Source organism: Streptomyces sp. NPDC087906 (assembly GCF_055584925.1).
Genome location: NZ_JBVJLC010000017.1, coordinates 68,848 through 91,118, shown reverse-complemented (window position 1 = coordinate 91,118; position 22,271 = coordinate 68,848). Strand labels below are relative to the sequence as shown.

Below are 22,271 nucleotides of genomic sequence, written 5' to 3'. Positions count from 1 at the left end.
GCTGTGGGGTTCGGGGCGGTGGGGGTGCGAGGTCAGCGCCGTCCGGGGTCAGCGGCCGGGGCCGCGCAGCGCGGCGACGGCCCGTTCGGTGATCTCCTCGGGGCCGCCGGACACGTCGACGGCGACGCCCGCCTCGTCGTCCCCCAGCGGCTGGAGCGTCGCGAACTGCGAGTCGAGCAGCGCCGACGGCATGAAGTGGCCCTTGCGCTCGGCCATCCGGCGCTCGATGAGCGACCGGTCGCCGGTCAGGTGCAGGAACACCACGCCGGGCGCGGCGGCCCGCAGCCGGTCGCGGTAGGACCGCTTGAGCGCCGAGCAGCTCACCACCCCGCCGAGGCCGGCGCGGTGGTGTGCCCAGGCGCCGATCGCGTCGAGCCAGGGCCACCGGTCCGCGTCGTCGAGCGGGGTGCCGGCCGACATCTTGGCGACGTTCCGCGGCGGGTGGAAGTCGTCGCCCTCGGCGTACGGGACGTCCAGCGCGGCGGCGACGAGCGGGCCGATCGTGGTCTTCCCTGTCCCTGCCACTCCCATCACCACGACGACGTGGGGGGTGCTCATTGCGTGCCTCGCTGTCTCGACCTCAGTCGCTCACGATCGGTGTGTCGGGTCACTGAACCTCATTAGGTATGACGTATTCAAGAGGCTGTGATGAAAACGTCGTACTTTCTCCGCCGGTCGTCGCCCCGTAGGCTTGCCCCATGACCACAGAAGGCCAGGGCCTGCATACCCGTGTGCTGGACGCCCTCGGCCTCGCCATCACCGCGGGCGAATACCCGCAGGGCAGCGTCGTACGCACGGACGAAGTCGCTCAGCGGTTCGATGTGTCCCGCACGGTGGTACGGGAAGTGGTCCGCGTCCTCGAATCGATGCAACTCGTCGCTTCCCGGCGCCGGGTGGGCGTGACCGTACGCCCCACCGAGGAGTGGAACGTCTACGACCCGCGCGTCATCCGCTGGCGCCTCGCGGGCACCGACCGGCCGCGCCAACTGCGCTCCCTGACGGTGCTGCGCTCGGCGGTCGAACCGGTCGCCGCCGGGCTCGCCGCCGTCAACGCCACGCCTGAGCAGTGCGCCGAACTCACCGAGCAGGCCCTGGGCATGGTCGCCACCTCCCGGGGCGGCAGGCTCCAGGAGTACCTGGTCCATGACATCGCCTTCCACCGGGTGGTGCTGAACGCGTCCGGCAACGAGATGTTCGCCAGGCTCGGTGACGTGGTCGCCGAGGTCCTGGCGGGGCGCACCCACCACCAGGTGATGTTCGACGACCCCGACCCGGCGGCGGTCACCCTGCACGTACGGCTCGCTGAGGCGGTCAGGGAGGGCGAGGCGGCCAGGGCCGAGGAGCTGACCCGGCAGATCGCCGTCGGCGCCCTGCACGAACTGGATGTCCTCGCGCCCTGAGCCGCCGCGGCACGGGATAGTGGGTGCGGACGAAGTGCGTGCTTAGGCGTGAGGAAAGGCAGGTCCTGGGATGTCGCAACAGGTACAAGGGGTCGTCGCACCCGGAAAGAACGAGCCGGTGCGGGTCGAGACGATCGTTGTACCGGATCCCGGCCCCGGCGAGGCCGTGGTGAAGGTGCAGGCGTGCGGCGTCTGCCACACCGATCTGCACTACAAGCAGGGCGGGATCAACGACGAGTTCCCGTTCCTGCTCGGGCACGAGGCGGCGGGCCTGGTCGAGTCGGTCGGCGAAGGCGTCACGGACGTGGCGCCCGGCGACTTCGTCGTCCTCAACTGGCGCGCCGTGTGCGGCAACTGCCGCGCCTGTCTGCGCGGCAGGCCCTGGTACTGCTTCAACACCCACAACGCGAAGCAGAAGATGACCCTGACCGACGGCACGGAGCTGTCGCCCGCGCTCGGTATCGGCGCGTTCGCCGAGAAGACCCTGGTCGCCGCGGGGCAGTGCACCAAGGTCGACCCGGCCGTCTCACCGGCCGTGGCGGGACTGCTCGGCTGCGGTGTGATGGCGGGCATCGGCGCCGCGATCAACACCGGCCAGGTCGGCAGGGGCGATTCGGTCGCCGTGATCGGCTGCGGCGGGGTCGGGGACGCGGCCGTGGTCGGCGCGCGCCTCGCGGGCGCCGCCCGGATCATCGCCGTCGACATCGACGACCGCAAGCTGGCGACGGCCAAGGCCATGGGCGCCACCCACACCGTCAACTCGGCGCAGAAGGACCCCGTGGAGGCGATCCGCGCCCTCACCGGCGGGTTCGGCGCCGATGTCGTCATCGAGGCGGTCGGCCGCCCCGAGACGTACCAGCAGGCGTTCTACGCCCGCGATCTGGCCGGCACCGTCGTCCTGGTCGGGGTCCCCACCCCGGAGATGACGCTCGAACTGCCGCTGCTGGACGTCTTCGGCCGGGGCGGCGCGCTCAAGTCGTCCTGGTACGGCGACTGTCTGCCGTCCCGCGACTTCCCGATGCTCATCGACCTGCACCAGCAGGGCAGGATCGACCTGGAGGCGTTCGTGACCGAGAAGGTGGGCCTGGGCGACGTCGAGTCGGCGTTCTCCCGCATGGGCGACGGCGATGTGCTGCGTTCGGTCGTGATGCTCTGATGGCGGCCCGTATCGACCACCTCGTCACGTCGGGCACCTTCTCGCTCGACGGCGGTACCTGGGACGTCGACAACAACGTCTGGATCGTCGGGGACGACTCCGAGGCGATCGTCATCGACGCCGCGCATGACGCCGGCACCATCGAGACGGCGCTCGGCGGCCGTGTCCTGCGCGCGATCATCTCCACCCACGGTCATGACGACCACATCGACGCGGCCCCCGAACTGGCCGCGATGACCGACGCGCCCGTCATGCTGCACCCCGACGACCTCCAGCTCTGGAAGCAGACCCACCCCGGTCTCGCCCCGGACGAGGAGCTGTCCGACGGGCAGACGATCACCATCGGCGGCACGACCCTGACCGTGCTGCACACCCCCGGCCACACACCGGGCGCGATCTGCCTGTACGCGCCCGCGCTCGGCACGGTCTTCACCGGCGACACGCTGTTCCAGGGCGGCCCCGGCGCGACGGGACGGTCCTTCTCGGACTTCCCGACGATCATCAACTCGATCCGGGACCGGCTGCTGACGCTCCCGCCGGAGACCGTCGTACGCACCGGGCACGGCGATTCGACGACCATCGGCGACGAGTCGCCGCACCTGGACGAATGGATTCAGCGCGGCAGTTGACCGGGCGGTTCGGCGCGCCGTCCCGGCCGGTCGGAGCCCCGTACGGGACGACGCGCTGAACTACTCCATCTCGGGTAGCGTGACTCGCAGGACAGAGCAGGACATAACCGATCCGGTCGCCTTCCGCCGCCGGCCTCTCCGTCGATACCCGGCGCCTTTCGAACCGTCGGCGGCGTGACGTCCACGTCCACATTCCGGCCGGACGCTCGAAAGGAAATCGCGTCATGCCCTTCGCCACCGCCACAGACGGCACAGAGATCTTCTTCAAGGACTGGGGCTCGGGACAGCCCGTCGTGTTCTCGCACGGCTGGCCGCTGAACGCCGACGCCTGGGACGCCCAGCTCCGGTTCATGGCCGACAACGGCTTCCGCGCCATCGCCCACGACCGGCGCGGCGGCGGACGCTCGGGACAGACCTGGGACGGCAACGACCTCGACACGTACGCCGACGACCTGGCCGCGGTCATCGACAAGCTCGACCTGCACGACGTGATCCTGGTCGGCCACTCGACGGGCGGCGGCGAGGTCACCCGCTACATCGGCAGGCACGGCACGGGCCGGGTCGCCAAGGCCGTCCTGCTCGGCGCGATCCCGCCGCTGATGCTCAAGACCGACGCGAACCCCGAAGGGCTGCCGATCGAGGTCTTCGACCAGATCAGGGCGGGCGTCGAGAACGACCGCTCGCAGTTCTACCAGGACCTCAGCGAGTCGTTCTACGGCGCCAACCGGGACGGATCGACCGTCACCCAGGGCATCCGCGACCAGTTCTGGCTCTGGTCGATGACGGTCGGCATCAAGGGCGCGTACGACTGCGTCAAGGCGTTCTCCGAGACCGACCTCACCGAAGACCTGAAGAAGTTCGACGTGCCCACCCTGATCGTGCACGGCGACGACGACCAGATCGTGCCCATCGTGGCGGCGGGCGACAAATCGTCCAAGATCGTCAAGGATGTGACCTACAAGGTCTACCCCGGCGCCCCGCACGGCCTCGCGATGGTCCCGGTCTTCGCGGATGTCTTCAACAAGGACCTGCTGGAATTCGCCCGCGACTGACCGGCTCCGGCCCGTTCCTTCCCCTCGGCGGTCCCGCGCTCACCAGCGCGGGATCGCCGGTGTCACCCAGTCCGCCCGCGCCTTGCGCATCGCCGCCGCGTCGTCGCGCTCGCGCATCGTGCCGTCGTCGTCCAGCCAACGGCGGTGCAGGCGGGCCAGTTCGGCCCGGTCGAGTTCGACGCCGAGGCCCGGGGCGTCGGAGACCGTGAGGCGGCCGGCCCGGAAGGTGTGGCGGGTGGTGATCACGTCCTCCGTCTGCCAGGGGTAGTGGCTGTCGCAGGCGTAGTCGAGGTTGGGTACGGTCGCCGCGACGTGGGTCATCGCCGCCAGGCTGATGCCCAAATGGGTGTTGGAGTGCATGGAGAGGCCGACGCCGAACGTGCGGCAGACGGCGGCGAGTTCGCGGGTGCGGTGCAGGCCGCCCCAGTAGTGGTGGTCGGAGAGTACGACCTGGACGGCGTCGCGGGCGAAGGCGTCGGCGATCTCGGGGAGGGTGGTCACGCACATGTTGGTGGCCAGCGGGACCGTCGTGCCGGCCGACACCTCGGCCATCAGGTCCGTACCGGTCGCCGGGTCCTCCAGGTATTCGAGCACGTCGGCCAATTGCTCGGCGACGTAGAGCGAAGTCGGCACCGACCAGGCGCCGTTGGGGTCGAGCCGCAGCGGCTGCCCGGGGAACGCCTCGGCGAGGGCGCGGACGGCGGCGATCTCCTGGTCGGGCGCGAAGACGCCGCCCTTGAGCTTGAAGGACGAGAAGCCGTACTCGTCGGCGAACCTGCGGGCCTGGGCCACGACCCCGGCCGGGTCGACCGCCGCGCCCCAGGTGTCCTGCTCGCCGCCTTCGGGGTGCTCGGCCCAGCGGTAGAAGAGATACGCGCTGTACTCGACGGTGTCGCGGACCTTCCCGCCGAGCAGGGCGTGCACGGGAAGTCCGAGCGTCTTGCCGAGGGCGTCGAGGCAGGCGACCTCGAAGCCGGAGACGACCGAGAGCCGGAGCTTGTCGGCGGTCTGCACGCCGCGCAGGCCGCCCGCGTCGACCCGGCCGTCGGTGCTGCCCGGGTCGCCGCAGACCTCGGCGGCCAGCTCGAACAGGCCGTTCACGTCGCTGACCCGGCGGCCCGGCAGCGCCTCGGCCAGCGGCCGGGCCAGGTCGAGATACTTCCCGTCGCCGTACGTCTCCCCGACGCCGGTGACCCCGTCGCGGGTGATCACCTCCACGATGAGCCGCGGCGTGTACGGCTGATGCACGCCCTGGGTGTTGAGCAGGGGCGGATCGGCGATGAGGATCGGGGTGAGCCGGACCTGGTCGATGAGCAGCGCGGTATTCATACATGAACTGTATTCATAGACACGATCCGCCGACCAGAGGGTCCGCTGTCCGCACCGGTCAGAGGCTGGACTACATACCGACTGGTCGGCATCATGAGATCGGATCACCCACCGTCTTCGGAGGTACGCACGATGAGCTCAGCTCCCCCGCCAGGACTCGACCCCGAGCGGCTGCGCGGCCATCTCGACCGCGAACGCCCCGGACTGGTGGGCGGACCGCTCAGTGCCCGCATGTTCCAGGGCGGCCGGTCGAACCTGACGTACGTCGTGACGGACGGCGCGGGCCGCTGGGTGGTGCGCAGGCCGCCGCTGGGCCATGTGCTGGCCACGGCGCACGACATGAAGCGGGAGTACCGCGTGATCAGCGCGCTGCACCCGACGGCGGTCCCGGTGCCCGAGCCGCTGCTGCTCTGCGAGGACGACGCGGTGCTCGGCGCGCCGTTCTACGTCATGGAGTACGTGGCGGGCACGCCGTACCGCACCGCAGAGCAGCTCGCCCCGCTCGGCCCGGAGCGCACCCGCGCCGCCGTCCTCGCGCTGGTCGACACGCTCGTCGAGCTGCATGCCGTGGAACCCGCTTCGGTCGGCCTCGGGGACTTCGGGCGGCCCGAGGGCTTCCTCGACCGGCAACTGCGCCGCTGGGGCAAGCAGCTCGACGGGTCACGCAACCGCGAGCTGCCCGGCATCGACGAGCTGCACGCGGCCCTCGGCCGGGCGCTGCCCGACTCCCCGGCGCCGACGGTGATCCACGGCGACTACCGGCTCGACAACGTCCTGCTCGGCGACGACGACCGGATCAAGGCGGTGCTCGACTGGGAGATGTCGACGCTCGGCGACCCGCTCACGGACCTGGGCCTGCTGGTGATGTACAGCGCCCGGCTGGAACTGGTCGGCTCCCCGATCAGTACGACGGCGGGCGCGCCGGGCCATCCGACGCCCGGCGAGCTGATCGAGCGGTACGCGAGCCGGTCGGGCCGGGACGCCACCGCCATCAACTGGTACACGGCGTTCGCGTGGTTCAAGCTCGCCGTGATCCTGGAGGGCATCCACTACCGCTACACGCTCGGTCAGACGGTCGGCCCCGGCTTCGACCAGATCGGCGATCTCGTCCCCCTGTTCATCCAGCACGGGCTCACCACCCTCCAGGAAGGCTGAGTACACCCCATGGACTTCGCATTCGACGCCCGCACCGAAGAGCTGCGGGAGAGGCTGCTCGCCTTCATGGACGAGCATGTGCACCCGGCCGAGGAGGTCGCGCACGCGCAGCGCGCCGAGCTGGCGAGCCCCTGGGACACCCCGGCGATCGTCGGCGAACTCAAGGCCGAGGCCCGCAGGCAGGGCCTGTGGAACCTGTTCCTGCCGGACGCCGAGTACGGCGCGGGGCTGACCAATCTGCAGTACGCGCCGCTGGCCGAGATCACCGGCCGCTCCCCGCAGCTCGCCCCGACGGCGCTGAACTGCGCGGCCCCGGACACCGGGAACATGGAGCTGCTGGCGCAGTTCGCCACCGAGCAGCAGAAGAAGCAGTGGCTGGAGCCGCTGCTCGCGGGCGAGATCCGGTCCGCTTTCGCGATGACGGAGCCCGAGGTGGCCTCGTCGGACGCGACGAACATCCGGACCCGGATCGACCGGGACGGCGACGAGTACGTCGTCAACGGGCGCAAGTGGTACATCTCCGGGGCGATGAACCCGGACTGCAAGATCTTCATCGTGATGGGCAAGACCGACCCGGACGGCGAGGACGTCCGCCGCCAGCAGTCGATGGTGCTGGTCCCGCGCGACACGCCAGGGCTTGAGGTGCGGCGCGCCATGCAGGTGTACGGGTACGAGGACCACTTCCACGGCGGCCACGCCGAGGTGGTCTTCGACGACGTGCGGGTACCCGCGGCGAATCTGGTCGGCGAGGAGGGCGGCGGTTTCGCCATCGCGCAGGCGCGGCTGGGCCCTGGGCGGATCCACCACTGCATGCGGCTGATCGGCATGGCGGAGCGTGCCATCGAGCTGATGTGCCGGCGCGCGGTGTCCCGTACGGCCTTCGGCCGGCCGATCGCCCAGCAGGGCGTCGTGCAGAACTGGATCGCCGACGCCCGGGTGACGGTCGAGCAGCTCCGGCTGCTGGTGCTCAAGACGGCCTGGCTGATGGACACGGCGGGCAACCGGGGCGCGCACACCGAGATCCAGGCCATCAAGATCGCCACGCCGCGCGCGGTGGTCGACATCATCGACCGCGCGGTCCAGTTGCACGGCGCCGGCGGGGTCAGCCAGGACTTCCCGCTGGCCGAACTGTGGGCGGCGGCGCGGACGTTGCGGCTGGCCGACGGGCCCGACGAGGTGCATCAGCGGTCGCTGGCCCGGCGGGAGCTGAAGAAGTACCTGTAGCCGCCGGGAGCGGAGGCCCGTACGGGAGCGGCGGCCCGGCCGGGAGCGGCGGCCCGTAGCGGCGGCCCGTAGCGGAGATGGGTGGCGACCATTCGCCACCCATGTCAGCTATTCCGGTGACAATCACCCCGAGAGCAGACATCTCGCCCCTTCCCCTGGCTAGCGTCGGCATCGCTTTGTCGACTCCACCACAGGGGAAATCACCCATGCGCAAGCGTTCCGTCGCCGCTCTGGCCGTCTCCGCCGCCTTCGCCGGCGTCCTCGCCACCGCACCCACCGCGTCCGCCGAGGCCGGCCCGGCCGGCTGCCCCAAGCAGTACTTCTGCGCCTACTCCGGCGAGGGCGAGTCCGGCCGGCTGCTGCTGAAGACGGCCGGCAACTGGTCGGGCAGCATCCCGGGCGTGCGGTCCTTCTTCAACAACGGCGTCACGTTCGCCGGCGCCGACCACGTCCAGGCGTCCTGGAACTACCACGGCAGCGGCTGGGGCAACTGCTTCCACTACAACCCGGGCCCCGGGGAGTACAAGGCGGACTTCGACAGCATCACGCTGACGAAGGTGGTCTGGCGCGGCGAGTGCTGACCGCTGCTCCTAGGGGCGCAGCGCCCGGAGCAGCAGGTCGGCCAGGTGGTCGGCGACCTGCTGCGGGGTGAGCGGGCCCGCCGGGCGGTACCAGGTCGACAGGTGGTGGACGGAGCCGAAGTGGTAGTCCACCACCAGGTCGGACGGGGTCGCCGTGGAGAACACCCCGCTGCGCTGGCCCTCTTCGACCAGCGCGCGGAACCGCTCGTGGTAGTGCCGCCGCTCCACCCGCACCTGCTTGTTCTTCTCCGGGCTCAGATGGTGCATCGAGCGGAAGAAGATGGCCGCGTCGTCCAGGTTCTCGATCGTCGTCACGACCACATCGGCAGCCGCTGCGCGCAGCCGCCGCTCCACCGGCTCGTCGGCGTCGGCGAAGGCGTCGAGCCGCTCCTGCTGGAGGCGCAGCACGCGCGCGTAGACCTCCTGGAGGAGGTCTTCCTTGGAGCCGAAGTAGTGGTAGAGGGCGCCCTTGGTGACGCCCGCCGCCTCGACGATCTCCTGGACGGACGTCCGGTCGTAGCCCTGCTCGGCGAAGAGCCGGGTGGCGGCGGCCAGCAGCCGCTGGGGGACGGGCGTGCCGTTGCCCTCCGTCGTCCTGGCCATGTGCCGCCACCGCCTTGTCTCTTCGTGCCGTCCGCAGACGCTGCTACGTCAGGGAACGCAGTTCCCTGCGCAGGATCTTCCCACTCGTGGTCTTGGGCAGCTCGGGCAGGATGTCGACCTCGCGCGGGTACTTGTAGGCGGCGAGGCGCTCCTTGCAGTAGCCGGCCAGTTCCTCGGGGGTCGCCGTCGCGCCGGGGCGCAGGCTCACGTACGCCTTGACGCTCTCGCCCCGGTACGGGTCGGGGATGCCGACGACGGCCGCCTCCCGCACCCCGGGGTGGGTGTAGAGGACGTCCTCGACCTCGCGCGGCCAGACCTTGAACCCGGACGCGTTGATCATGTCCTTCTTGCGGTCGACGACGTAGAGCCAGCCGTCGGTGTCCATGAACCCGATGTCGCCGGTGCGCAGTTCGCCGTCGGGGAACGCGTCGGCGGTGGCCGCGGGCAGCCGCCAGTAGCCGGCGACGACCTGCGGGCCGCGTACGGCGATCTCGCCCTGCTCGCCGAAGGGCAGGTCGTCGCCGTTGTCGTCGATGATCCGTACGACCGTGTCGGGTCCCGGTACGCCGACCGAGAGCGTCCCGGACCCCGGGTCGACGGGGGCCTCCCACTGCGGCGGTACGGAGGCGCAGGGCGCCGTGCACTCGGTGAGGCCGTAGCCGTTGCGTATGTAGGGCCCGAAGCCGGCCCGGAACTTCTCCACCAGGGCGGGCGGCAGTGGCGCGCCGCCGGACGAGATCTGCTGGAAGGAGCTGAAGTGCTCCGGGGTGACGTCCGGGTGCGCGGCGAGCGCCATGAAGGCGGTGGAGGGGCCGACGGTGTACGCGGGGCGGTGTTCGGCGAAGGCGTCGAGGACGACACCGGACTCGAAGCGGTAGGCGAGGGCGAGGGTGCCGGCGTTGGCGAAGCAGGCGGCGAGTTCGCAGACCATGCCGGTGATGTGGAAGAGCGGCGCGAGCGCGAAGTAGCAGGCGCCCTCGGCGATGCCCTGGCCGGTGCGCTGGCGTTCGGCGTTGACCATGATGTTGCGGTGGGCGTTCATGGCGCCCTTGGGTTTGCCGCTGGTGCCCGAGGTGTAGCTGATCAGTGCCACGTCGTCGGTGCCGGGGTCGCGCTCGGCGGGCGCCGGCAGGCCCTGGCGGGCGACGGCGAGCAGGTCGTCGGTGTCGGCCGGCTTGGGCAGTTTCTCGGAGCCGAGGACGCGCGGGTCGTCGCGGGTCTGGAGTCCGTGTTCGTCGGCGGTGACGGCGATCCGTACGGGCGACGCGGCGGCCGTGTCGCGCAGATACCCCTCCCAGGCGCGGTCCGAGCAGATCAGCGCCGCCACCTCGGCGTCGTGCAGGACGTGCCCGACCTCGGCCGACTTGTACATGGGGTTGAGCGGTACGACGATCGCGCCGGCCTTCCAGGCGCCGAGCAGCGCGAGCACGAAGTGCGGGCTGTTCTGGAGCATGATCGCGACCCGGTCGCCGCGCTCCAGGCCCCGGGCGGCGAGGTGTCCGGCCACCGAGTCGGAGAGCTGGTCGGTCTCGCGGTAGGAGAGCCGGCCGTCGAAGTAGGCGAGCGCAGTCCTGTCGGGGGCGCGCCCGGCCGACGTCCTGAACGCTTCCACGACACCGGCGGCCGGGTGGACGTCGGCCCGCTGGGCCTCGTTGAGCCGGCCGAGCCAGGGCTTGGCCGCATAGATCGACGGGGTCATTCCGCGGCTCCTTCCCACTTCTGCTGGATGTGGTTCATGGTGGAGAGCCAGCGGTCGGGATCCCCGGCGCGCGCCTGGTAGTACCCGGCGACCTCCGGGTGCGGCAGGACCAGGAACCGGTCGTCGGCCATGGCGGCGAAGAGCGCGTCGGCGACGGCGTCCGGTTCGATGGCGGTCGGCGCGAGGACGAGATCGCCCGCCGTGCCGGAGGCGGTCAGCATGTCGGTGCGTACGCCCTGCGGGCAGATGGCGTGCACCTTGATGCCGCGGTGCCGGTAGGTGAGGGAGAGCCATTCCGCGTAGGCGAGGGCGCCGTGCTTGGTGACGCTGTACGGCGCCGCGCCGATCATGGTGAGCAGCCCTGCGGCCGAGACGGTGGAGACGAAGCGGCCGCTGCCGCGCTCCAGCCAGCCGGGGAGCAGGGCCCTGCTCGCCCGTACGTGCGCCATCACGTTGACGTCCCAGGCGAGCGCCCAGACGTCTTCCGGCGCCTGTTCGTCGCCGCCCGAGCCGACGCCCGCGTTGGCGCAGTAGATGTCGACGGTGCCGTCGAGCGCTTCGCGCGCCGCGTCCACGATCAGGGAGGCGTCCCCGGGGAGGGCGACGGCGCCGATCTCCTTGGCGACGGCCGCCGCCTTGGCCGCGTCGAGGTCGTTGACCACCACCCGCGCGCCTTCGGCGGCGAACCGGCGGGCCAGTGCGGCGCCGATGCCTCCGCCGGCCCCTGTCACGACAACCCCCGCGCCCTGCACCGTACCCATCGGCACCTGCCCTTCCGGTTCGTCGCCGACCGCGGCCAACCCCGGTCGGACCCCAGCAGACTAACCAGTCGGTATGTTGCAGGGGAAGGGCCGGGATGCGGCCCGTCGGCGCCGCTTCGTTCCCCGGCGCCGCGGCGCGTACTACGGTGCGTGGGCATGACAGACAGGGCGAGCAACCGAAGCAGCGGTACGGATCTTTCCCGGCGGGGCCTGCTGGCGGCGGGCGGCGCGAGCGCGGCGGCCGGGGCGCTGGCGGCGGCCACTCCCGCCGCCGCCCAGGAGGGCGGCCGGCCTGCGGGCGCGCGGCGGGTCCGTACCGGCTTCGACCGGCTCGCGGACGGCCGCTACCGGCCGCTGTCGGGGCAGCGGGTCGGGGTGGTCACCAACCCGACCGGGATCACCCAGGACGTGCGCCACATCGTCGACGTCATGCACGCCGACGACCGGGTCGACCTCGTGGCCGTCTTCGGCCCCGAGCACGGTTTCCGCGGCACGGCCCAGGCCGGCGGCTCGGAGGGGCGCTACGACGACCCGGCGACCGGGCTGCCGGTCTACGACACGTACCAGGTCAGCGGGCAGAAGCTGGCCGACGTGTTCACCGCTTCCGGCGTGGACACGGTGGTCTTCGACATCCAGGACGCGGGCGCCCGCTTCTACACGTACATCTGGACGCTCTACGACTGCATGGAGGCCGCCGCGCTCGCGGGCAAGCGCTTCGTCGTCCTCGACCGGCCGAACCCGGTGACCGGCCGGTCGGCGACCGGGCCCGTGCTGCACGAGGAGTTCGCGAGCTTCGTCGGCCGCAAACCGATCGCGCAGGCGCACGGGATGACGGCGGCCGAGCTGGCGCTGCTGTTCAACGGGGAGTTCCTGGCGAAGCCGGTGGAGCTGGAGACGGTCGAGGTGGCCGGCTGGCGGCGCGCCGACTTCTTCGACTCGACGGGGCTGCCCTGGGTGCCGCCGAGCCCGAACATGCCGACGCCCGACACGGCGCTGGTGTACTCGGGCACCTGCCTCTTCGAGGGGACGAACGTCTCCGAGGGGCGCGGTACGACCCGGCCGTTCGAGACGCTGGGCGCCGAGGCGGTCGACGGCGCGTGGGCGGCGGCCGCCACCGCCGAGGGGCTGCCCGGTGTGCACTTCCGTGAGGCGTACTTCGCGCCGACGTTCTCGAAGTTCACCGGCAAGACGATCGGCGGGGTGCAGGTGCATGTCCACGACCGCGCCGCGTTCGACCCGGTGCGCACCGGCGTGGCGCTGCTGGTGACGGCGAAGCGGGTGTGGAGCGGATTCGCGTGGCGCCCCGACCACTACATCGACACCCTGTCGGGCTCGGCGCGGCTGCGGACGATGATCGACGCGGGGGCGGGCACGGACGAGGTGGTCGGCGCCTGGCAGGACGAGTTGGCCGCGTTCCGCGCCGTGCGCCGCGGCTATCTGCTCTACCGGTGAAAATGTGGGGTTACGGTGAACGTGGGTGGTGTTTTTCGAACCCGCACGCGAAGAAGTCTCCTCGCACGCATTAATTGCGGATGAGAATCACCCGAGTTGTCCGTCCTCCGGGCTTGTTTTGTTTTTTGATGGATCCGAATGGGGCAGGCGTACGTCCATTCCACAACGCCGAAGTACCAGCGACGGAGGTGGCAGGCGATGGCCAAATTTCGGAGTCTCGCGAGACAGGTGCGCGACCCGCGGTGCGATCTGGCTTTGCGGCGGTACTCACTGCGCAAGTGCCTGGAAAGATTCGCCCCTTACGGGCACCGGGCGACCTGGGACCATCTGTGCGCGCGGCACGGCATAGAACCCGAGGACCGGGCACCCGACCCGGCGCGGCTGGTGGCCGCGCTGGACGAACTGGAAGAGGCGCGGGCGGTCTGGCTCGCGTACGAGGACGATTTCGCCGAGCGGCGCAAGCGCGAGAAGCACGACGGGCTGCGGCGGCCCGGGAGCTTCGACGACTGGCACCGGCTCACCTGGGGCGGCAACGGTGTGGCCCGCTGCGACAACCCCGCGGTGCACCCGGCCGAGTCGCTGGCAGAGGTGCTGCGCCGGCTGATCGCCGGTCTCGAATCAGGACCTGGCACGGTCTGCCCGGTCTGCGCGCAGCGCGGCATCGCCTGGGCACCCAATCTCTCGCACGAACCCTGGTCGGGCCCCGTCTGCACGAGCTGCGGCATCGTCGTACCGGAGCCGGTGCTCACGACGGAGGCGCTGGACCAGGCCAAACGGAACGAGAGTCTGGCTTCGGTGGCGTAGCGCGCGGATGACCGATGCCATGCCCCGGGCCATGATCCAGGTCTGCCTGAACGGACCGCGGAGCGCGGCCGACTATGCCGCTGTGCCGATGTCGCCGGGTGCGGCGGCCGAGGCCGCGGTACGGGCGGTCGAGGCGGGCGCGGGCGAGGTGCATGTGCACCCGAAGACGCCGTGCGGGCAGGACACGCTTTCGGCGCGGGTGGTGGCGGCGACGGTCACGGCGGTACGGGCGGCGGTGCCGGACGTCCCGGTCGGGGTGACCACGGGGGCCTGGGCGGAGGCCGACCCCGAGCGGCGCGTGGCACGCGTGCGCGGCTGGACGGTGCTGCCGGACCACGCGTCGGTGAACTGGCACGAGCCGGGCGCCGAGGAGGTCGCGGCGGCGCTGCTGGAGCGCGGGGTCGGCGTGGAGGCGGGGATCTGGTCGGGTACGGACGGTGCGCGGCGCTTTCTCGGCTCGGCGCTGGGGCCGCGGGTGCTGCGGGTGCTCGCCGAGGTCATGGACACCGGCCCCGGTACGGCGCGGGACTCGGCGCGCTCGCTGCTCGGCGAACTGGGCGCGGCGCACGGCAGGCCCGTACTCCTGCATGGTGAGGACGGCGGTGCGTGGCCGGTGCTGCGGCTGGCCCGGGAGCTGGGCCTGGACACCCGGATCGGCCTGGAGGACGTCCTGCTGCTGCCGGACGGCCGTCCGGCGGCGTCGAACGCGGAACTCGTCGCGGCGGCCCGGTCTTGGACGGGCGCGCTTCAGGGCCTGCCGCGTTGACAGGACGCGGCAGCCGTCGCCATGCTGAGCAAGCGCTTAGACATTGCTCAGACGTCACTGAGCCATCGCTTCGAGAGTTCGAGAGAGCAGAGGCCGGACATGGCAGAGCCGAGGGTCTTCACATCCGCCGACGAGCTGCGTGCCGCGGTCGGCGAGCAGTTGGGACACAGCGACTGGCTGGAGATCGACCAGAAGCGGATCGATCTGTTCGCCGAGGCGACCGGCGACCACCAGTGGATCCATGTGGACCCGGAGCGCGCGGCGCAGGGGCCCTTCGGCACGACGATCGCGCACGGCTATCTGACGCTGTCCCTGCTGCCGGTGCTCGTCCCGCAGATCGTCCTGGTCGAGAACGTGAAGATGGGCATCAACTACGGGACCAACAAGGTCCGTTTCCCCTCCACCGTGCCCGTGGGCTCGCGGCTGCGCGCCTCCGCCGTGGTGCGGGACGTGACACCGGCGAGCGGCGGCGCCGAGCAGGTCACGGTCGAGGTGACGGTCGAGCGCGAGGGCGGCGACAAGCCGGTCTGCGTCGCGGAGTCGGTGTCGCGCTACTACTTCTGACCCGCCCCGCCCCGGGGGGCGGCGACCATCCGCAGGACGAGGTCGGCGTAGAGCGCGCCGACCTCGTCGGGCGTCCGGTGGCCGCGCGAGTTGAACCAGCGCGCCACGTCGATGCACAGGGACAGCACGGCGAGCGTCGTGCCCGTCAGGTCCGGTACGTCGAACTCACCGTCCCGCACCCCGTCGGCCAGGATGCGGCGCACCACGGCGTCGCTCTCCCGGCGCAGCTTGACGATCTCGACGCGGTGCTCGGGGGCGAGCGCGTCGAGTTCGTACTGGACGACGCGCGCCGTCGTGTGCCGCTCCGCGTGCCAGCGTACGAAGGAGCTGACGGCCGCCGCGAGCCGTTCCGACGCGCTGCCGCCGCTCGTCTCGGCCGCCGTGAGCAGCGTGAGGGCCCGGTCGTGGCCGATCCGGCTGATCCGGTGGAGCAGCTCTTCCTTGGTCTTGTAGTGGATGTAGAGCGCCGCCGGGCTCATGCCCGCGCGGCCCGCGATGTCGCGGGTGGTGGTGGCGTGGTAGCCGCGCTCGGCGAACGCCTCGACGGCGGCGACCAGCAGCCGCCTGGCCGCCTCCGGGGTCACCTCGCCCCATGGCTTGTCGCCGCCGTCACCGGCCGGCTGTTCCGCCGTACGCATCGCTCGCCCCTTCCACTCGGCAGGACGAACACCATACCCCGAAGCTGAGCAAGCGCTTAGGACGCGTCCGTCAGAGCTTCTGGAACGGGTCGTGCTCGGCGAGGATCTTCTCCAGTCTCGCCTGGTCGACCCGGCTGACGATCTGGCCCTCCTGCTGGCGGTCCCTGACCACCTTGGCCAGGGTGAACGCCGATGTGGTCAGGTACAGCACTCCGATGGCGAGGAAGCCGCGCACCCACGCGTCTGCTTCGAGGCGCAGGATACCGATGGTGACGGCGGCGAGGGCGAGGCCGAAGGAGGCGACGGCCTGCCCGTAGAAGGCGGCGGTGTTGCTCTGCTTCACAGGTGTGTCGGTCATGGCTCCAGCATCGGGAACCGCGGCCCGCGCCACATCCGTACTGCTACTCACCCGGTACTCAGCACCCCGGCAGCGGTGGGGCGTTCAGAACGCGGAGACCCCGGTGAGCGCGCGGCCGATGATGAGTTTCTGGATCTGGCTGGTGCCCTCGTAGAGGGTCATCACCCGGGCGTCGCGCAGCAGTTTGCCGACCGGGTACTCGTCGATGTACCCGTAACCGCCGTACACCTGGATCGCGTTGCCCGCCGCGCGTACCGCCGCCTCCGAGGCGAAGAGCTTCGCCTGCGAGGCCGCGGTGGCGAACTCGGCGCCCCGGTCGATGAGATCGGCGACGCGCCAGGTCAGCAGCCGGGCCGCGTCGACGTCCACGGCGATGTCGCTGAGCAGTTCCTGGATGAGCTGGTGGTGGGCGATGGAGGTGCCGAACTGCTCGCGCTCCCCCGCGTAGCCGACGGCCGCCTCCAGCGCGGCGCGCGCGATGCCGACACAGCCGGCCGCGACCGCCATCCGCCCCTTGGCGAGCGCGGACATGGCGATGGAGAAGCCCTTGCCCTCCGGGCCCAGCAGGGCGCCCGCCGGGACCCTGACGCCGTCCAGGACCAGCTCGGCCGTGGCCTGGCCGCGCAGCCCCAGCTTGCCGTGCAGGGTGCGCCGGGTGAGCCCCGGCGATTCGGCGGGGACGAGGAAGGCGGAGATGCCCCGGTGCCCGGGGGTGTCGTTGGTCCGCGCGAAGAGCAGGACCACATCGGCCCAGGTGCCGTTGGTGATGAACATCTTGCTGCCGCTGATCACCCAGTCGTCGCCGTCCCTGACGGCCTTCGTGGTCAGATTGCCCGCGTCGGAGCCGGTGCCCGGCTCGGTGAGGCCGAAGCAGCCGATGGCCTCACCCGAGGTGATCCCGGGCAACCAGGCGCGCTTCTGCTCCTCGCTCCCCCAGGCCAGCACGGTCTTGCCGACCAGGCCGAGGGAGACGGAGACGATGCCGCGCACGGACGAGTCGCCGCGCCCCAGCTCCTCGGTGACCAGGCAGTACGAGAGATGGTCACCGCCCGAACCGCCGTACTCCTCCGGCACGGTGAGCCCGAGGAAGCCGAGCGCGCCGAGCTTGCCCACGATGGCGCGGTCGACGCTCTCCGCCCTGTCCCACTCGGCGGCGTGCGGGGCGATCTCCCGGTCCACGAAGTCGCGCGCCAGCTCCCGAACGGCTTCCTGCTCCTCGCTCAGCTCCAGATTCACGGCGGTACCTGCTCCCCTGTCCTTTAATTAGCACTGCTAGTTTATGCCGGGCAGCCCTTACTATGTGCGCCATGGCCAGACCGCGCAAGCCCCTGCTCAGCCGAGACCGCATCGTCGCCACGGCGAGCGCGCTCGTGGACGCCGAAGGCCTGGAAGCGGTCTCCACCCGCCGGCTCGCCGCCGAGCTGGGGGTCAGCGGGCCGTCGCTCTACAACCACTTCCGTACGAAGGACGAGATCCTCGAAGCCGTGGCGGACGCGGTCAGCGCCCAGGTCGACCTGTCGATGTTCGACGAGGCCGACGGACGCGACTGGCGCACCGCGCTGCACGACTGGGCGCTCTCCTACCGCGCGGCCCTCACCGACCATCCGCACATCGTGCCGGTGCTGGCGCGCGGCCCCGGGCGGCGCCCGGCGGGGCTGCGGGTGGCCGACGCGGTCTTCGGCGCGATGGTCAGGGCGGGCTGGCCGCCCGCGCAGGCCACGTACATCGGGGCGCTGATGCGCTACTTCATCACCGGCTCGGCCCTCGGCTCGTTCGCCCGCGGCTTCCCGGACGACGCGACCGCGTACGACCCGGCCGACTACCCGCATCTCGGCCAGGCCCATCTGCTCGCCGACCGGCAGCGCCAGGTGGACGAGGGCGCGTTCGAGACGGGGCTGCGGGCGCTGGTCGACGGGCTCACCGCGCAGTACGAGCAGCTCGCGGCGGCCCGCTGAGGCGACGGCGGGGGCGGCAGCGCCCGTACCGGCTCAGAAGACGACCAGGGCCCGGCCTCCCCGGCCCGCCAGCATGGCGTCGAAGGCGGCGGGGATGCCGTCGAGCCCGATCCGCTCGGTGACCATCATGCCCAGGTCGAAGCGGCCGGCCCTGATGTGCTCGGCCAGCACCGGCAGGTCCTTCGCCGGGTCGCTGTCGCCGTAGACGCAGCCGGCGAGCGTACGGCCCCAGTGGAACAGCTCCAGGGCGTTGAACGTCACCTCCTGGTCCTTGCCGCCGATGCCGACGACCGTCGTACGGCCGCCGCGCCGGGTGGCGTCCCAGGCGGCGCGGATGGTGACGGCGCGGCCGACGCACTCGACGGCCACGTCGGCGCCGTGGCCGCCGGTGAGCTTCCTGATCTCCCTGGCGGTGGTGCCGGAGGCGACGACGTACTCGGACGCGCCCGCCGCGCGCGCCAGCGCCTCCTTCTCCGGGGAGACGTCCACGGCGATGACGACCGAGGCGCCAGCGATCCGCGCCGACTGCAGGACGGCGAGACCGACCCCGCCGACGCCGAAGACGACCACGCTCTCGCCGGCCCGGACGCGCGCCGAGTGGTGGACGGCGCCGAAGCCGGTGAGCACGGCGCAGCCGAGCAGCGCGGCGTCGGTGAGCGGCACGCCCTCGGGCAGCGGCAGTACGCAGTTGGCCGCGACGACGGTCTCCTCGGCGAAGGCGGCGACATTCAGCCCGGGGTGCAGTTCGGTGCCGTCGGCGGTACGGGCGTGCACATCGGCGGCGCCGGCCAGCGCGTTGGCGCAGAGCCAGACCTCGCCCAGCTCGCAGGCGTGGCAGGTGCCGCAGGACGGGGCCCAGTTGAGGACGACCTGGTCGCCGGGGGCGACATGGCTGACGCCTTCGCCGACGGAGACGACCGTACCGGCGCCCTCATGGCCGAGCACGGCGGGCACCGGCACCCGCATGGTGCCGTTGGACAGGGACAGGTCGGAGTGGCAGACCCCAGCGGCGGCGAGCCGGATCCGGACCCGGCCAGGGCCCGGCTCGGGGAGTTCGATGTCGCGGATCTCCAGCGGGGCTCCGACTGCGGACAGGACGGCGGCGCGTGTCACGGATGCTTCTCCCGGCTCAGAACTGGAGGGACTTGGTCTGGAGGTATTCGGCGAGGCCGTGTGTGCCCAGCTCGCGGCCGACCCCCGACTGCTTGTAACCGCCGAACGGGGCAAGGGGGTTGAACCGGCCGCCGTTGATGTCGACCTGGCCCGTCTCCATCCGGCGGGCGAAGGCGACGGCCTCCGCTTCGTCACCGGCCCAGACGGCGCCGGCGAGGCCGTAGACGGTGCCGTTGGCGATGCGCAGGGCGTCGTCCTCGTCCGCGTAGCGGAGCATCGAGATGACGGGGCCGAAGATCTCCTCCTGGGCGATGGCCATCTCCGGGGTGACGTCGGCGAAGACGGTCGGCGCGACGTAGTAGCCGGCCGGATGCGGCGCCTCGGAGCCGCCGGCGACGAGCCTGGCGCCGGCTGCGACGCCCTGGTCGATGTAGCCGCGCACCCGCTCGCGCTGCTTGGCGCTGACGACGGGCCCGAGCCGGTTGGCGGGGTCGTGCGGGTCGCCCGCCGCGTACTTGGCGACCGCCGCGCGTGCCAGCTCGACCGCCTCGTCGTACTGGTCGGTGTGGACCAGCATCCGCGTCCACGCGCTGCATGTCTGGCCGGAGTTGGACATGACGTTGGCGACGCCGACCTTGACGGCCTTGGCGAGGTCGGCGCTCGGCAGGATCACGTTGGCCGACTTGCCGCCCAGCTCCAGCGCGACCCGCTTGACGGCGGCGCCGGCCGTCGCGCCGATCTGCCGGCCGACCGCGGTGGAGCCGGTGAAGGAGACCAGGTCGACGCCCTCGTGTGCGGCGAGCGCCTGTCCCGCGACCGTGCCGAGGCCGGTGACGAGGTTGAAGACCCCGGCGGGCAGCCCCGCCTCGTGGACGCACTCGGCGAACAACTGCGCCACGAGCGGGGTGTCTTCCGCAGGCTTGAGCACGACGGTGCAGCCCGCGGCGAGGGCGGGCGCGACCTTCGCGACGATCTGGTGCAGCGGGTAGTTCCAGGGGGTGATGGCACCGACCACACCGACCGGCTCCAGCAGCACGGTGGAGTTGCCCGCCTTCTCCTCGAAGGCGTACGTGCCGGCCAGCTCCGCGAACGAACCGGCCACGGAGATCGGCAGGTTGGCGTGGACGACCTGCGACAGGCCGATGGGGGTGCCCAGTTCGGCGGTGACGGTCTCGGCGATCTCGTCCTTGCGGGCGGCCATGGCGTCGCGCAGCGCCGCGATCCGCGCACCCCGCTCGGCGGGCGGGGTGGCGGCCCACTCGGGGAACGCCTCGCGCGCGGCGCGTACGGCCGCGTCCACGTCCTGCGCCGTACCGGCCGGGACCTCCGCGATGATCTGCTCGTCCGCCGGGTTGACGACGGCGATCGTCCCGGTACCGGCGGCCGGCCGCCACTCCCCCCGGATGTACATCCCGTCGTGTGCCTTCATCGCCAGTCCTTCCGAGTCCGGATGTGTCAGACCCAAACTAGCGGTGTTAGTTTTACGGCGCCAGGGTGGCGGCCCGTGCGCCGCCACACGTCGGGGCCCGGGGCGCTCACACGTCGGAGCCGGGGGCGGTCAGCCGTCGAGGCCCGGCAGGTCGCGCGGCGCCGGGCAGATCCGCCGGCCGTAGGTGTCGAAGACGTACAGATGCGCCAGGTCGACCAGGAGCGGCACCTGGGCGCCGGGCCGCAGCCACATGTCGGGCCCGGTCCGCACGACCAGGTCGGCGGCGGCGATGGCGGGCCGCTCCGTGTAGCTCACGGGCGCCTCCTGCCGCTGCTCCGGCTCGTCGAGCACGCCGACGGAACCGCCGCTGACATGGGCGACCGCCCCGGCGGCCCGTTCCTTCAGCCGCTCCAGCACACCCGCTCCGCCGCCGCTCTTGCGGCGGCGCGGCGCCGTGCGCGGCCTCGGCGATTCGAGATCGGTGACGACCGCCGCCTTGGAGCCGGTGTTGAGATGGACCAGCGCCTCGTGGCCCTGGTACTCCATGTGCTCGACCAGGCCGCTGAGCGCCACCTCGCCCGGCCTGGCGTGGCTGGGCGGCGCGATCCGCACGGCCTCGGAGCGCAGCCCTACGATGACCTCCCTGCCCTGCTGGATACGGAGCAACTGGTGGTCCTGGCTGAGGGGTTCGGGCAGCGGCAGCCGCTGCTTGCCGAGGTTGATCGACATCCGGCCGTCCAGCGGCGCGTACACGACGGCCTGGAGCAGATTGATCCGCGGGGTGCCGATGAACGCGGCCACGAACACGTTCTCCGGCAGGGCGTACACCTCGCGCGGCGGGCTGACCTGCTGGAGCACCCCGCCGCGCATCACGGCGACCCGGTCGCCGAGCGACATCGCCTCGGCCTGATCATGCGTCACATAGACCGTGGTGACGCCCAGTTCGCTGGTCAACTGGGCGATCTCGGCGCGCAGGTGGTTGCGCAGTTTCGCGTCGAGGTTGGACAGCGGCTCGTCCATCAGGAAGGCCGACGGATGGCGGGAGATGGCCCTGCCCATCGCGACCCGCTGCCGCTCTCCGCCGGACAACTGGCTCGGGTAGCGGTCGAGCACGCTCTCGATGCCCAGCATCCGGGCGGTCGCCTCGACCCGTTCGGTGCTGTCCAGGTGCGGGTTCTCCAGCCGCAGCGGGAAGCCGATGTTCTCGCGGTTGGTCATGCTCGGGTAGAGCGCGAAGTTCTGGAAGACCATGGCCATACCGCGTTCGCGGGGCGGTACCAGGTTCGAGTACTCACCGTCCAGGAGGAGTTCGCCCTCGGTGATGTCCTCGAGCCCGGCGATCATGCGCAGCACGGTGGACTTGCCGCAGCCGGAGGGGCCGAGGAGGACGACGAACTCCCCCGGTGCGATGTCGAGCGAGAAGCGGTCGACGGCGCGTGCCGTGCGTCCGTACACCTTGCTGACGCTGTTCAGTGAGATGGCGCGAGTCATGAGGGTTCCGCCCGTTAAGAAGAGGTAGTCCCCCATACCAAAGGGCACCGCGGGACAGGGCGGAACGCTCCTGTCACGGGAATTACCACAACACGACAGCAATACGGCAAGT

Annotated in this window: 23 protein-coding genes; 12 read left to right on the top strand and 11 right to left on the bottom strand. The window is 71.5% G+C overall.

Annotated elements, in window-relative coordinates; all coding sequences use genetic code 11:
* Positions 1-48: 48 nt before the first annotated feature.
* Positions 49-558, bottom strand: a complete 510-nt coding sequence (locus tag ACZ63I_RS33020; RefSeq protein ID WP_469343045.1) for a gluconokinase — start codon at positions 556-558, stop codon at positions 49-51.
* A gap of 140 nt (positions 559-698) precedes the next feature.
* Here ACZ63I_RS33020 and ACZ63I_RS33015 point away from each other — a divergent pair, with 140 nt between their 5' ends.
* The 4 genes from ACZ63I_RS33015 to ACZ63I_RS33000 all read left to right on the top strand — a co-directional run bounded on the left by ACZ63I_RS33015 (position 699) and on the right by ACZ63I_RS33000 (position 4,237).
* A complete protein-coding gene (locus ACZ63I_RS33015; protein ID WP_469343043.1) occupies positions 699-1,400 on the top strand; it encodes a FadR/GntR family transcriptional regulator in 702 nt (233 codons plus the stop codon).
* Positions 1,401-1,470: 70 nt separating this feature from the next.
* Positions 1,471-2,556 (top strand): S-(hydroxymethyl)mycothiol dehydrogenase, encoded by a 1,086-nt coding sequence (locus ACZ63I_RS33010; protein WP_469343041.1) that lies wholly within the window; start codon positions 1,471-1,473, stop codon positions 2,554-2,556.
* Positions 2,556-3,185: an MBL fold metallo-hydrolase gene (locus ACZ63I_RS33005; protein ID WP_469343039.1), complete on the top strand. Its 630-nt coding sequence runs from the start codon at positions 2,556-2,558 to the stop codon at positions 3,183-3,185. Before ACZ63I_RS33010 ends, ACZ63I_RS33005 begins: the two co-directional genes overlap by 1 nt.
* Before the next feature lie 224 nt (positions 3,186-3,409).
* A complete protein-coding gene (locus tag ACZ63I_RS33000) occupies positions 3,410-4,237 on the top strand; it encodes an alpha/beta fold hydrolase (RefSeq protein WP_469343038.1) in 828 nt (275 codons plus the stop codon).
* A gap of 39 nt (positions 4,238-4,276) precedes the next feature.
* Here ACZ63I_RS33000 and ACZ63I_RS32995 read toward each other — a convergent pair whose 3' ends face one another.
* The gene (locus tag ACZ63I_RS32995) at positions 4,277-5,566 is read right to left on the bottom strand and encodes a glucarate dehydratase family protein (RefSeq protein WP_469343037.1); all 1,290 of its coding nucleotides are present in this window, start codon (positions 5,564-5,566) and stop codon (positions 4,277-4,279) included.
* 132 nt (positions 5,567-5,698) lie between these two features.
* Between ACZ63I_RS32995 and ACZ63I_RS32990 the strand changes: the two genes are divergently transcribed.
* The 3 genes from ACZ63I_RS32990 to ACZ63I_RS32980 all read left to right on the top strand — a co-directional run bounded on the left by ACZ63I_RS32990 (position 5,699) and on the right by ACZ63I_RS32980 (position 8,526).
* Positions 5,699-6,721: a phosphotransferase family protein gene (locus tag ACZ63I_RS32990; RefSeq protein ID WP_469343035.1), complete on the top strand. Its 1,023-nt coding sequence runs from the start codon at positions 5,699-5,701 to the stop codon at positions 6,719-6,721.
* Between the two features lie 9 nt (positions 6,722-6,730).
* Positions 6,731-7,945 carry an acyl-CoA dehydrogenase family protein gene (locus ACZ63I_RS32985; RefSeq protein WP_469343033.1) on the top strand — a complete coding sequence of 405 codons (1,215 nt, stop codon included), beginning with the start codon at positions 6,731-6,733 and terminating at the stop codon, positions 7,943-7,945.
* A 206-nt stretch (positions 7,946-8,151) separates the two neighbouring features.
* Positions 8,152-8,526, top strand: coding sequence for a peptidase inhibitor family I36 protein (locus tag ACZ63I_RS32980; RefSeq protein ID WP_469343031.1), 375 nt, complete (start codon positions 8,152-8,154; stop codon positions 8,524-8,526).
* A gap of 9 nt (positions 8,527-8,535) precedes the next feature.
* Here ACZ63I_RS32980 and ACZ63I_RS32975 read toward each other — a convergent pair whose 3' ends face one another.
* From ACZ63I_RS32975 to ACZ63I_RS32965, 3 genes are read right to left on the bottom strand one after another with little or no spacing between them, the layout of a single operon-like run.
* Positions 8,536-9,129, bottom strand: coding sequence for a TetR/AcrR family transcriptional regulator (locus tag ACZ63I_RS32975; protein ID WP_469343030.1), 594 nt, complete (start codon positions 9,127-9,129; stop codon positions 8,536-8,538).
* Positions 9,130-9,172: 43 nt separating this feature from the next.
* Positions 9,173-10,828, bottom strand: a complete 1,656-nt coding sequence (locus ACZ63I_RS32970) for an AMP-binding protein (RefSeq protein WP_469343028.1) — start codon at positions 10,826-10,828, stop codon at positions 9,173-9,175.
* The gene (locus ACZ63I_RS32965; RefSeq protein ID WP_469343026.1) at positions 10,825-11,589 is read right to left on the bottom strand and encodes an SDR family oxidoreductase; all 765 of its coding nucleotides are present in this window, start codon (positions 11,587-11,589) and stop codon (positions 10,825-10,827) included. The genes ACZ63I_RS32970 and ACZ63I_RS32965 overlap by 4 nt, the downstream gene beginning before the upstream one ends.
* A gap of 156 nt (positions 11,590-11,745) precedes the next feature.
* Between ACZ63I_RS32965 and ACZ63I_RS32960 the strand changes: the two genes are divergently transcribed.
* The 4 genes from ACZ63I_RS32960 to ACZ63I_RS32945 all read left to right on the top strand — a co-directional run bounded on the left by ACZ63I_RS32960 (position 11,746) and on the right by ACZ63I_RS32945 (position 15,175).
* Entirely contained in the window at positions 11,746-13,041 is a 1,296-nt protein-coding gene (locus tag ACZ63I_RS32960) for an exo-beta-N-acetylmuramidase NamZ family protein (RefSeq protein ID WP_469343025.1), read from the top strand.
* Positions 13,042-13,239: 198 nt separating this feature from the next.
* Positions 13,240-13,845 (top strand): hypothetical protein, encoded by a 606-nt coding sequence (locus tag ACZ63I_RS32955; RefSeq protein ID WP_469343023.1) that lies wholly within the window; start codon positions 13,240-13,242, stop codon positions 13,843-13,845.
* Positions 13,846-13,876: 31 nt separating this feature from the next.
* Complete coding sequence (locus ACZ63I_RS32950) at positions 13,877-14,611, top strand: 3-keto-5-aminohexanoate cleavage protein (protein WP_469343135.1); 735 nt, start codon at positions 13,877-13,879, stop codon at positions 14,609-14,611.
* Positions 14,612-14,710: 99 nt separating this feature from the next.
* Positions 14,711-15,175, top strand: a complete 465-nt coding sequence (locus ACZ63I_RS32945; protein WP_469343021.1) for a MaoC family dehydratase — start codon at positions 14,711-14,713, stop codon at positions 15,173-15,175.
* Here ACZ63I_RS32945 and ACZ63I_RS32940 read toward each other — a convergent pair.
* The 3 genes from ACZ63I_RS32940 to ACZ63I_RS32930 form a co-directional block, all read right to left on the bottom strand.
* Positions 15,166-15,813, bottom strand: coding sequence for a TetR/AcrR family transcriptional regulator (locus tag ACZ63I_RS32940; RefSeq protein WP_469343020.1), 648 nt, complete (start codon positions 15,811-15,813; stop codon positions 15,166-15,168). The genes ACZ63I_RS32945 and ACZ63I_RS32940 overlap by 10 nt on opposite strands.
* A gap of 70 nt (positions 15,814-15,883) precedes the next feature.
* A complete protein-coding gene (locus ACZ63I_RS32935) occupies positions 15,884-16,171 on the bottom strand; it encodes a YiaA/YiaB family inner membrane protein (RefSeq protein WP_469343018.1) in 288 nt (95 codons plus the stop codon).
* Between the two features lie 84 nt (positions 16,172-16,255).
* Entirely contained in the window at positions 16,256-17,407 is a 1,152-nt protein-coding gene (locus tag ACZ63I_RS32930) for an acyl-CoA dehydrogenase family protein (RefSeq protein ID WP_469343017.1), read from the bottom strand.
* 71 nt (positions 17,408-17,478) lie between these two features.
* Here ACZ63I_RS32930 and ACZ63I_RS32925 point away from each other — a divergent pair, with 71 nt between their 5' ends.
* Entirely contained in the window at positions 17,479-18,126 is a 648-nt protein-coding gene (locus ACZ63I_RS32925) for a TetR/AcrR family transcriptional regulator (RefSeq protein WP_469343016.1), read from the top strand.
* Positions 18,127-18,159: 33 nt separating this feature from the next.
* Here the strand turns inward: ACZ63I_RS32925 and ACZ63I_RS32920 are convergent, their stop codons facing one another.
* The 3 genes from ACZ63I_RS32920 to ACZ63I_RS32910 all read right to left on the bottom strand — a co-directional run bounded on the left by ACZ63I_RS32920 (position 18,160) and on the right by ACZ63I_RS32910 (position 22,159).
* Positions 18,160-19,239, bottom strand: a complete 1,080-nt coding sequence (locus ACZ63I_RS32920; RefSeq protein WP_469343014.1) for a zinc-binding dehydrogenase — start codon at positions 19,237-19,239, stop codon at positions 18,160-18,162.
* Between the two features lie 16 nt (positions 19,240-19,255).
* Entirely contained in the window at positions 19,256-20,668 is a 1,413-nt protein-coding gene (locus tag ACZ63I_RS32915) for an aldehyde dehydrogenase family protein (RefSeq protein ID WP_469343013.1), read from the bottom strand.
* 129 nt (positions 20,669-20,797) lie between these two features.
* Positions 20,798-22,159, bottom strand: coding sequence for an ABC transporter ATP-binding protein (locus ACZ63I_RS32910; RefSeq protein WP_469343011.1), 1,362 nt, complete (start codon positions 22,157-22,159; stop codon positions 20,798-20,800).
* Between the last annotated feature and the right edge of the window lie 112 nt (positions 22,160-22,271).

Bases quoted from the DNA above. Each gene is read 5' to 3' on its own strand.
- ACZ63I_RS33020 (WP_469343045.1), bottom strand. From the start codon at position 558: ATGAGCACCCCCCACGTCGTCGTGGTGATGGGAGTGGCAGGGACAGGG.
- ACZ63I_RS33015 (WP_469343043.1), top strand. From the start codon at position 699: ATGACCACAGAAGGCCAGGGCCTGCATACCCGTGTGCTGGACGCCCTC.
- ACZ63I_RS33010 (WP_469343041.1), top strand. From the start codon at position 1,471: ATGTCGCAACAGGTACAAGGGGTCGTCGCACCCGGAAAGAACGAGCCG.
- ACZ63I_RS33005 (WP_469343039.1), top strand. From the start codon at position 2,556: ATGGCGGCCCGTATCGACCACCTCGTCACGTCGGGCACCTTCTCGCTC.
- ACZ63I_RS33000 (WP_469343038.1), top strand. From the start codon at position 3,410: ATGCCCTTCGCCACCGCCACAGACGGCACAGAGATCTTCTTCAAGGAC.
- ACZ63I_RS32995 (WP_469343037.1), bottom strand. From the start codon at position 5,566: ATGAATACCGCGCTGCTCATCGACCAGGTCCGGCTCACCCCGATCCTC.
- ACZ63I_RS32990 (WP_469343035.1), top strand. From the start codon at position 5,699: ATGAGCTCAGCTCCCCCGCCAGGACTCGACCCCGAGCGGCTGCGCGGC.
- ACZ63I_RS32985 (WP_469343033.1), top strand. From the start codon at position 6,731: ATGGACTTCGCATTCGACGCCCGCACCGAAGAGCTGCGGGAGAGGCTG.
- ACZ63I_RS32980 (WP_469343031.1), top strand. From the start codon at position 8,152: ATGCGCAAGCGTTCCGTCGCCGCTCTGGCCGTCTCCGCCGCCTTCGCC.
- ACZ63I_RS32975 (WP_469343030.1), bottom strand. From the start codon at position 9,129: ATGGCCAGGACGACGGAGGGCAACGGCACGCCCGTCCCCCAGCGGCTG.
- ACZ63I_RS32970 (WP_469343028.1), bottom strand. From the start codon at position 10,828: ATGACCCCGTCGATCTATGCGGCCAAGCCCTGGCTCGGCCGGCTCAAC.
- ACZ63I_RS32965 (WP_469343026.1), bottom strand. From the start codon at position 11,589: ATGGGTACGGTGCAGGGCGCGGGGGTTGTCGTGACAGGGGCCGGCGGA.
- ACZ63I_RS32960 (WP_469343025.1), top strand. From the start codon at position 11,746: ATGACAGACAGGGCGAGCAACCGAAGCAGCGGTACGGATCTTTCCCGG.
- ACZ63I_RS32955 (WP_469343023.1), top strand. From the start codon at position 13,240: ATGGCCAAATTTCGGAGTCTCGCGAGACAGGTGCGCGACCCGCGGTGC.
- ACZ63I_RS32950 (WP_469343135.1), top strand. From the start codon at position 13,877: ATGATCCAGGTCTGCCTGAACGGACCGCGGAGCGCGGCCGACTATGCC.
- ACZ63I_RS32945 (WP_469343021.1), top strand. From the start codon at position 14,711: ATGGCAGAGCCGAGGGTCTTCACATCCGCCGACGAGCTGCGTGCCGCG.
- ACZ63I_RS32940 (WP_469343020.1), bottom strand. From the start codon at position 15,813: ATGCGTACGGCGGAACAGCCGGCCGGTGACGGCGGCGACAAGCCATGG.
- ACZ63I_RS32935 (WP_469343018.1), bottom strand. From the start codon at position 16,171: ATGACCGACACACCTGTGAAGCAGAGCAACACCGCCGCCTTCTACGGG.
- ACZ63I_RS32925 (WP_469343016.1), top strand. From the start codon at position 17,479: ATGGCCAGACCGCGCAAGCCCCTGCTCAGCCGAGACCGCATCGTCGCC.
- ACZ63I_RS32915 (WP_469343013.1), bottom strand. From the start codon at position 20,668: ATGAAGGCACACGACGGGATGTACATCCGGGGGGAGTGGCGGCCGGCC.
- ACZ63I_RS32910 (WP_469343011.1), bottom strand. From the start codon at position 22,159: ATGACTCGCGCCATCTCACTGAACAGCGTCAGCAAGGTGTACGGACGC.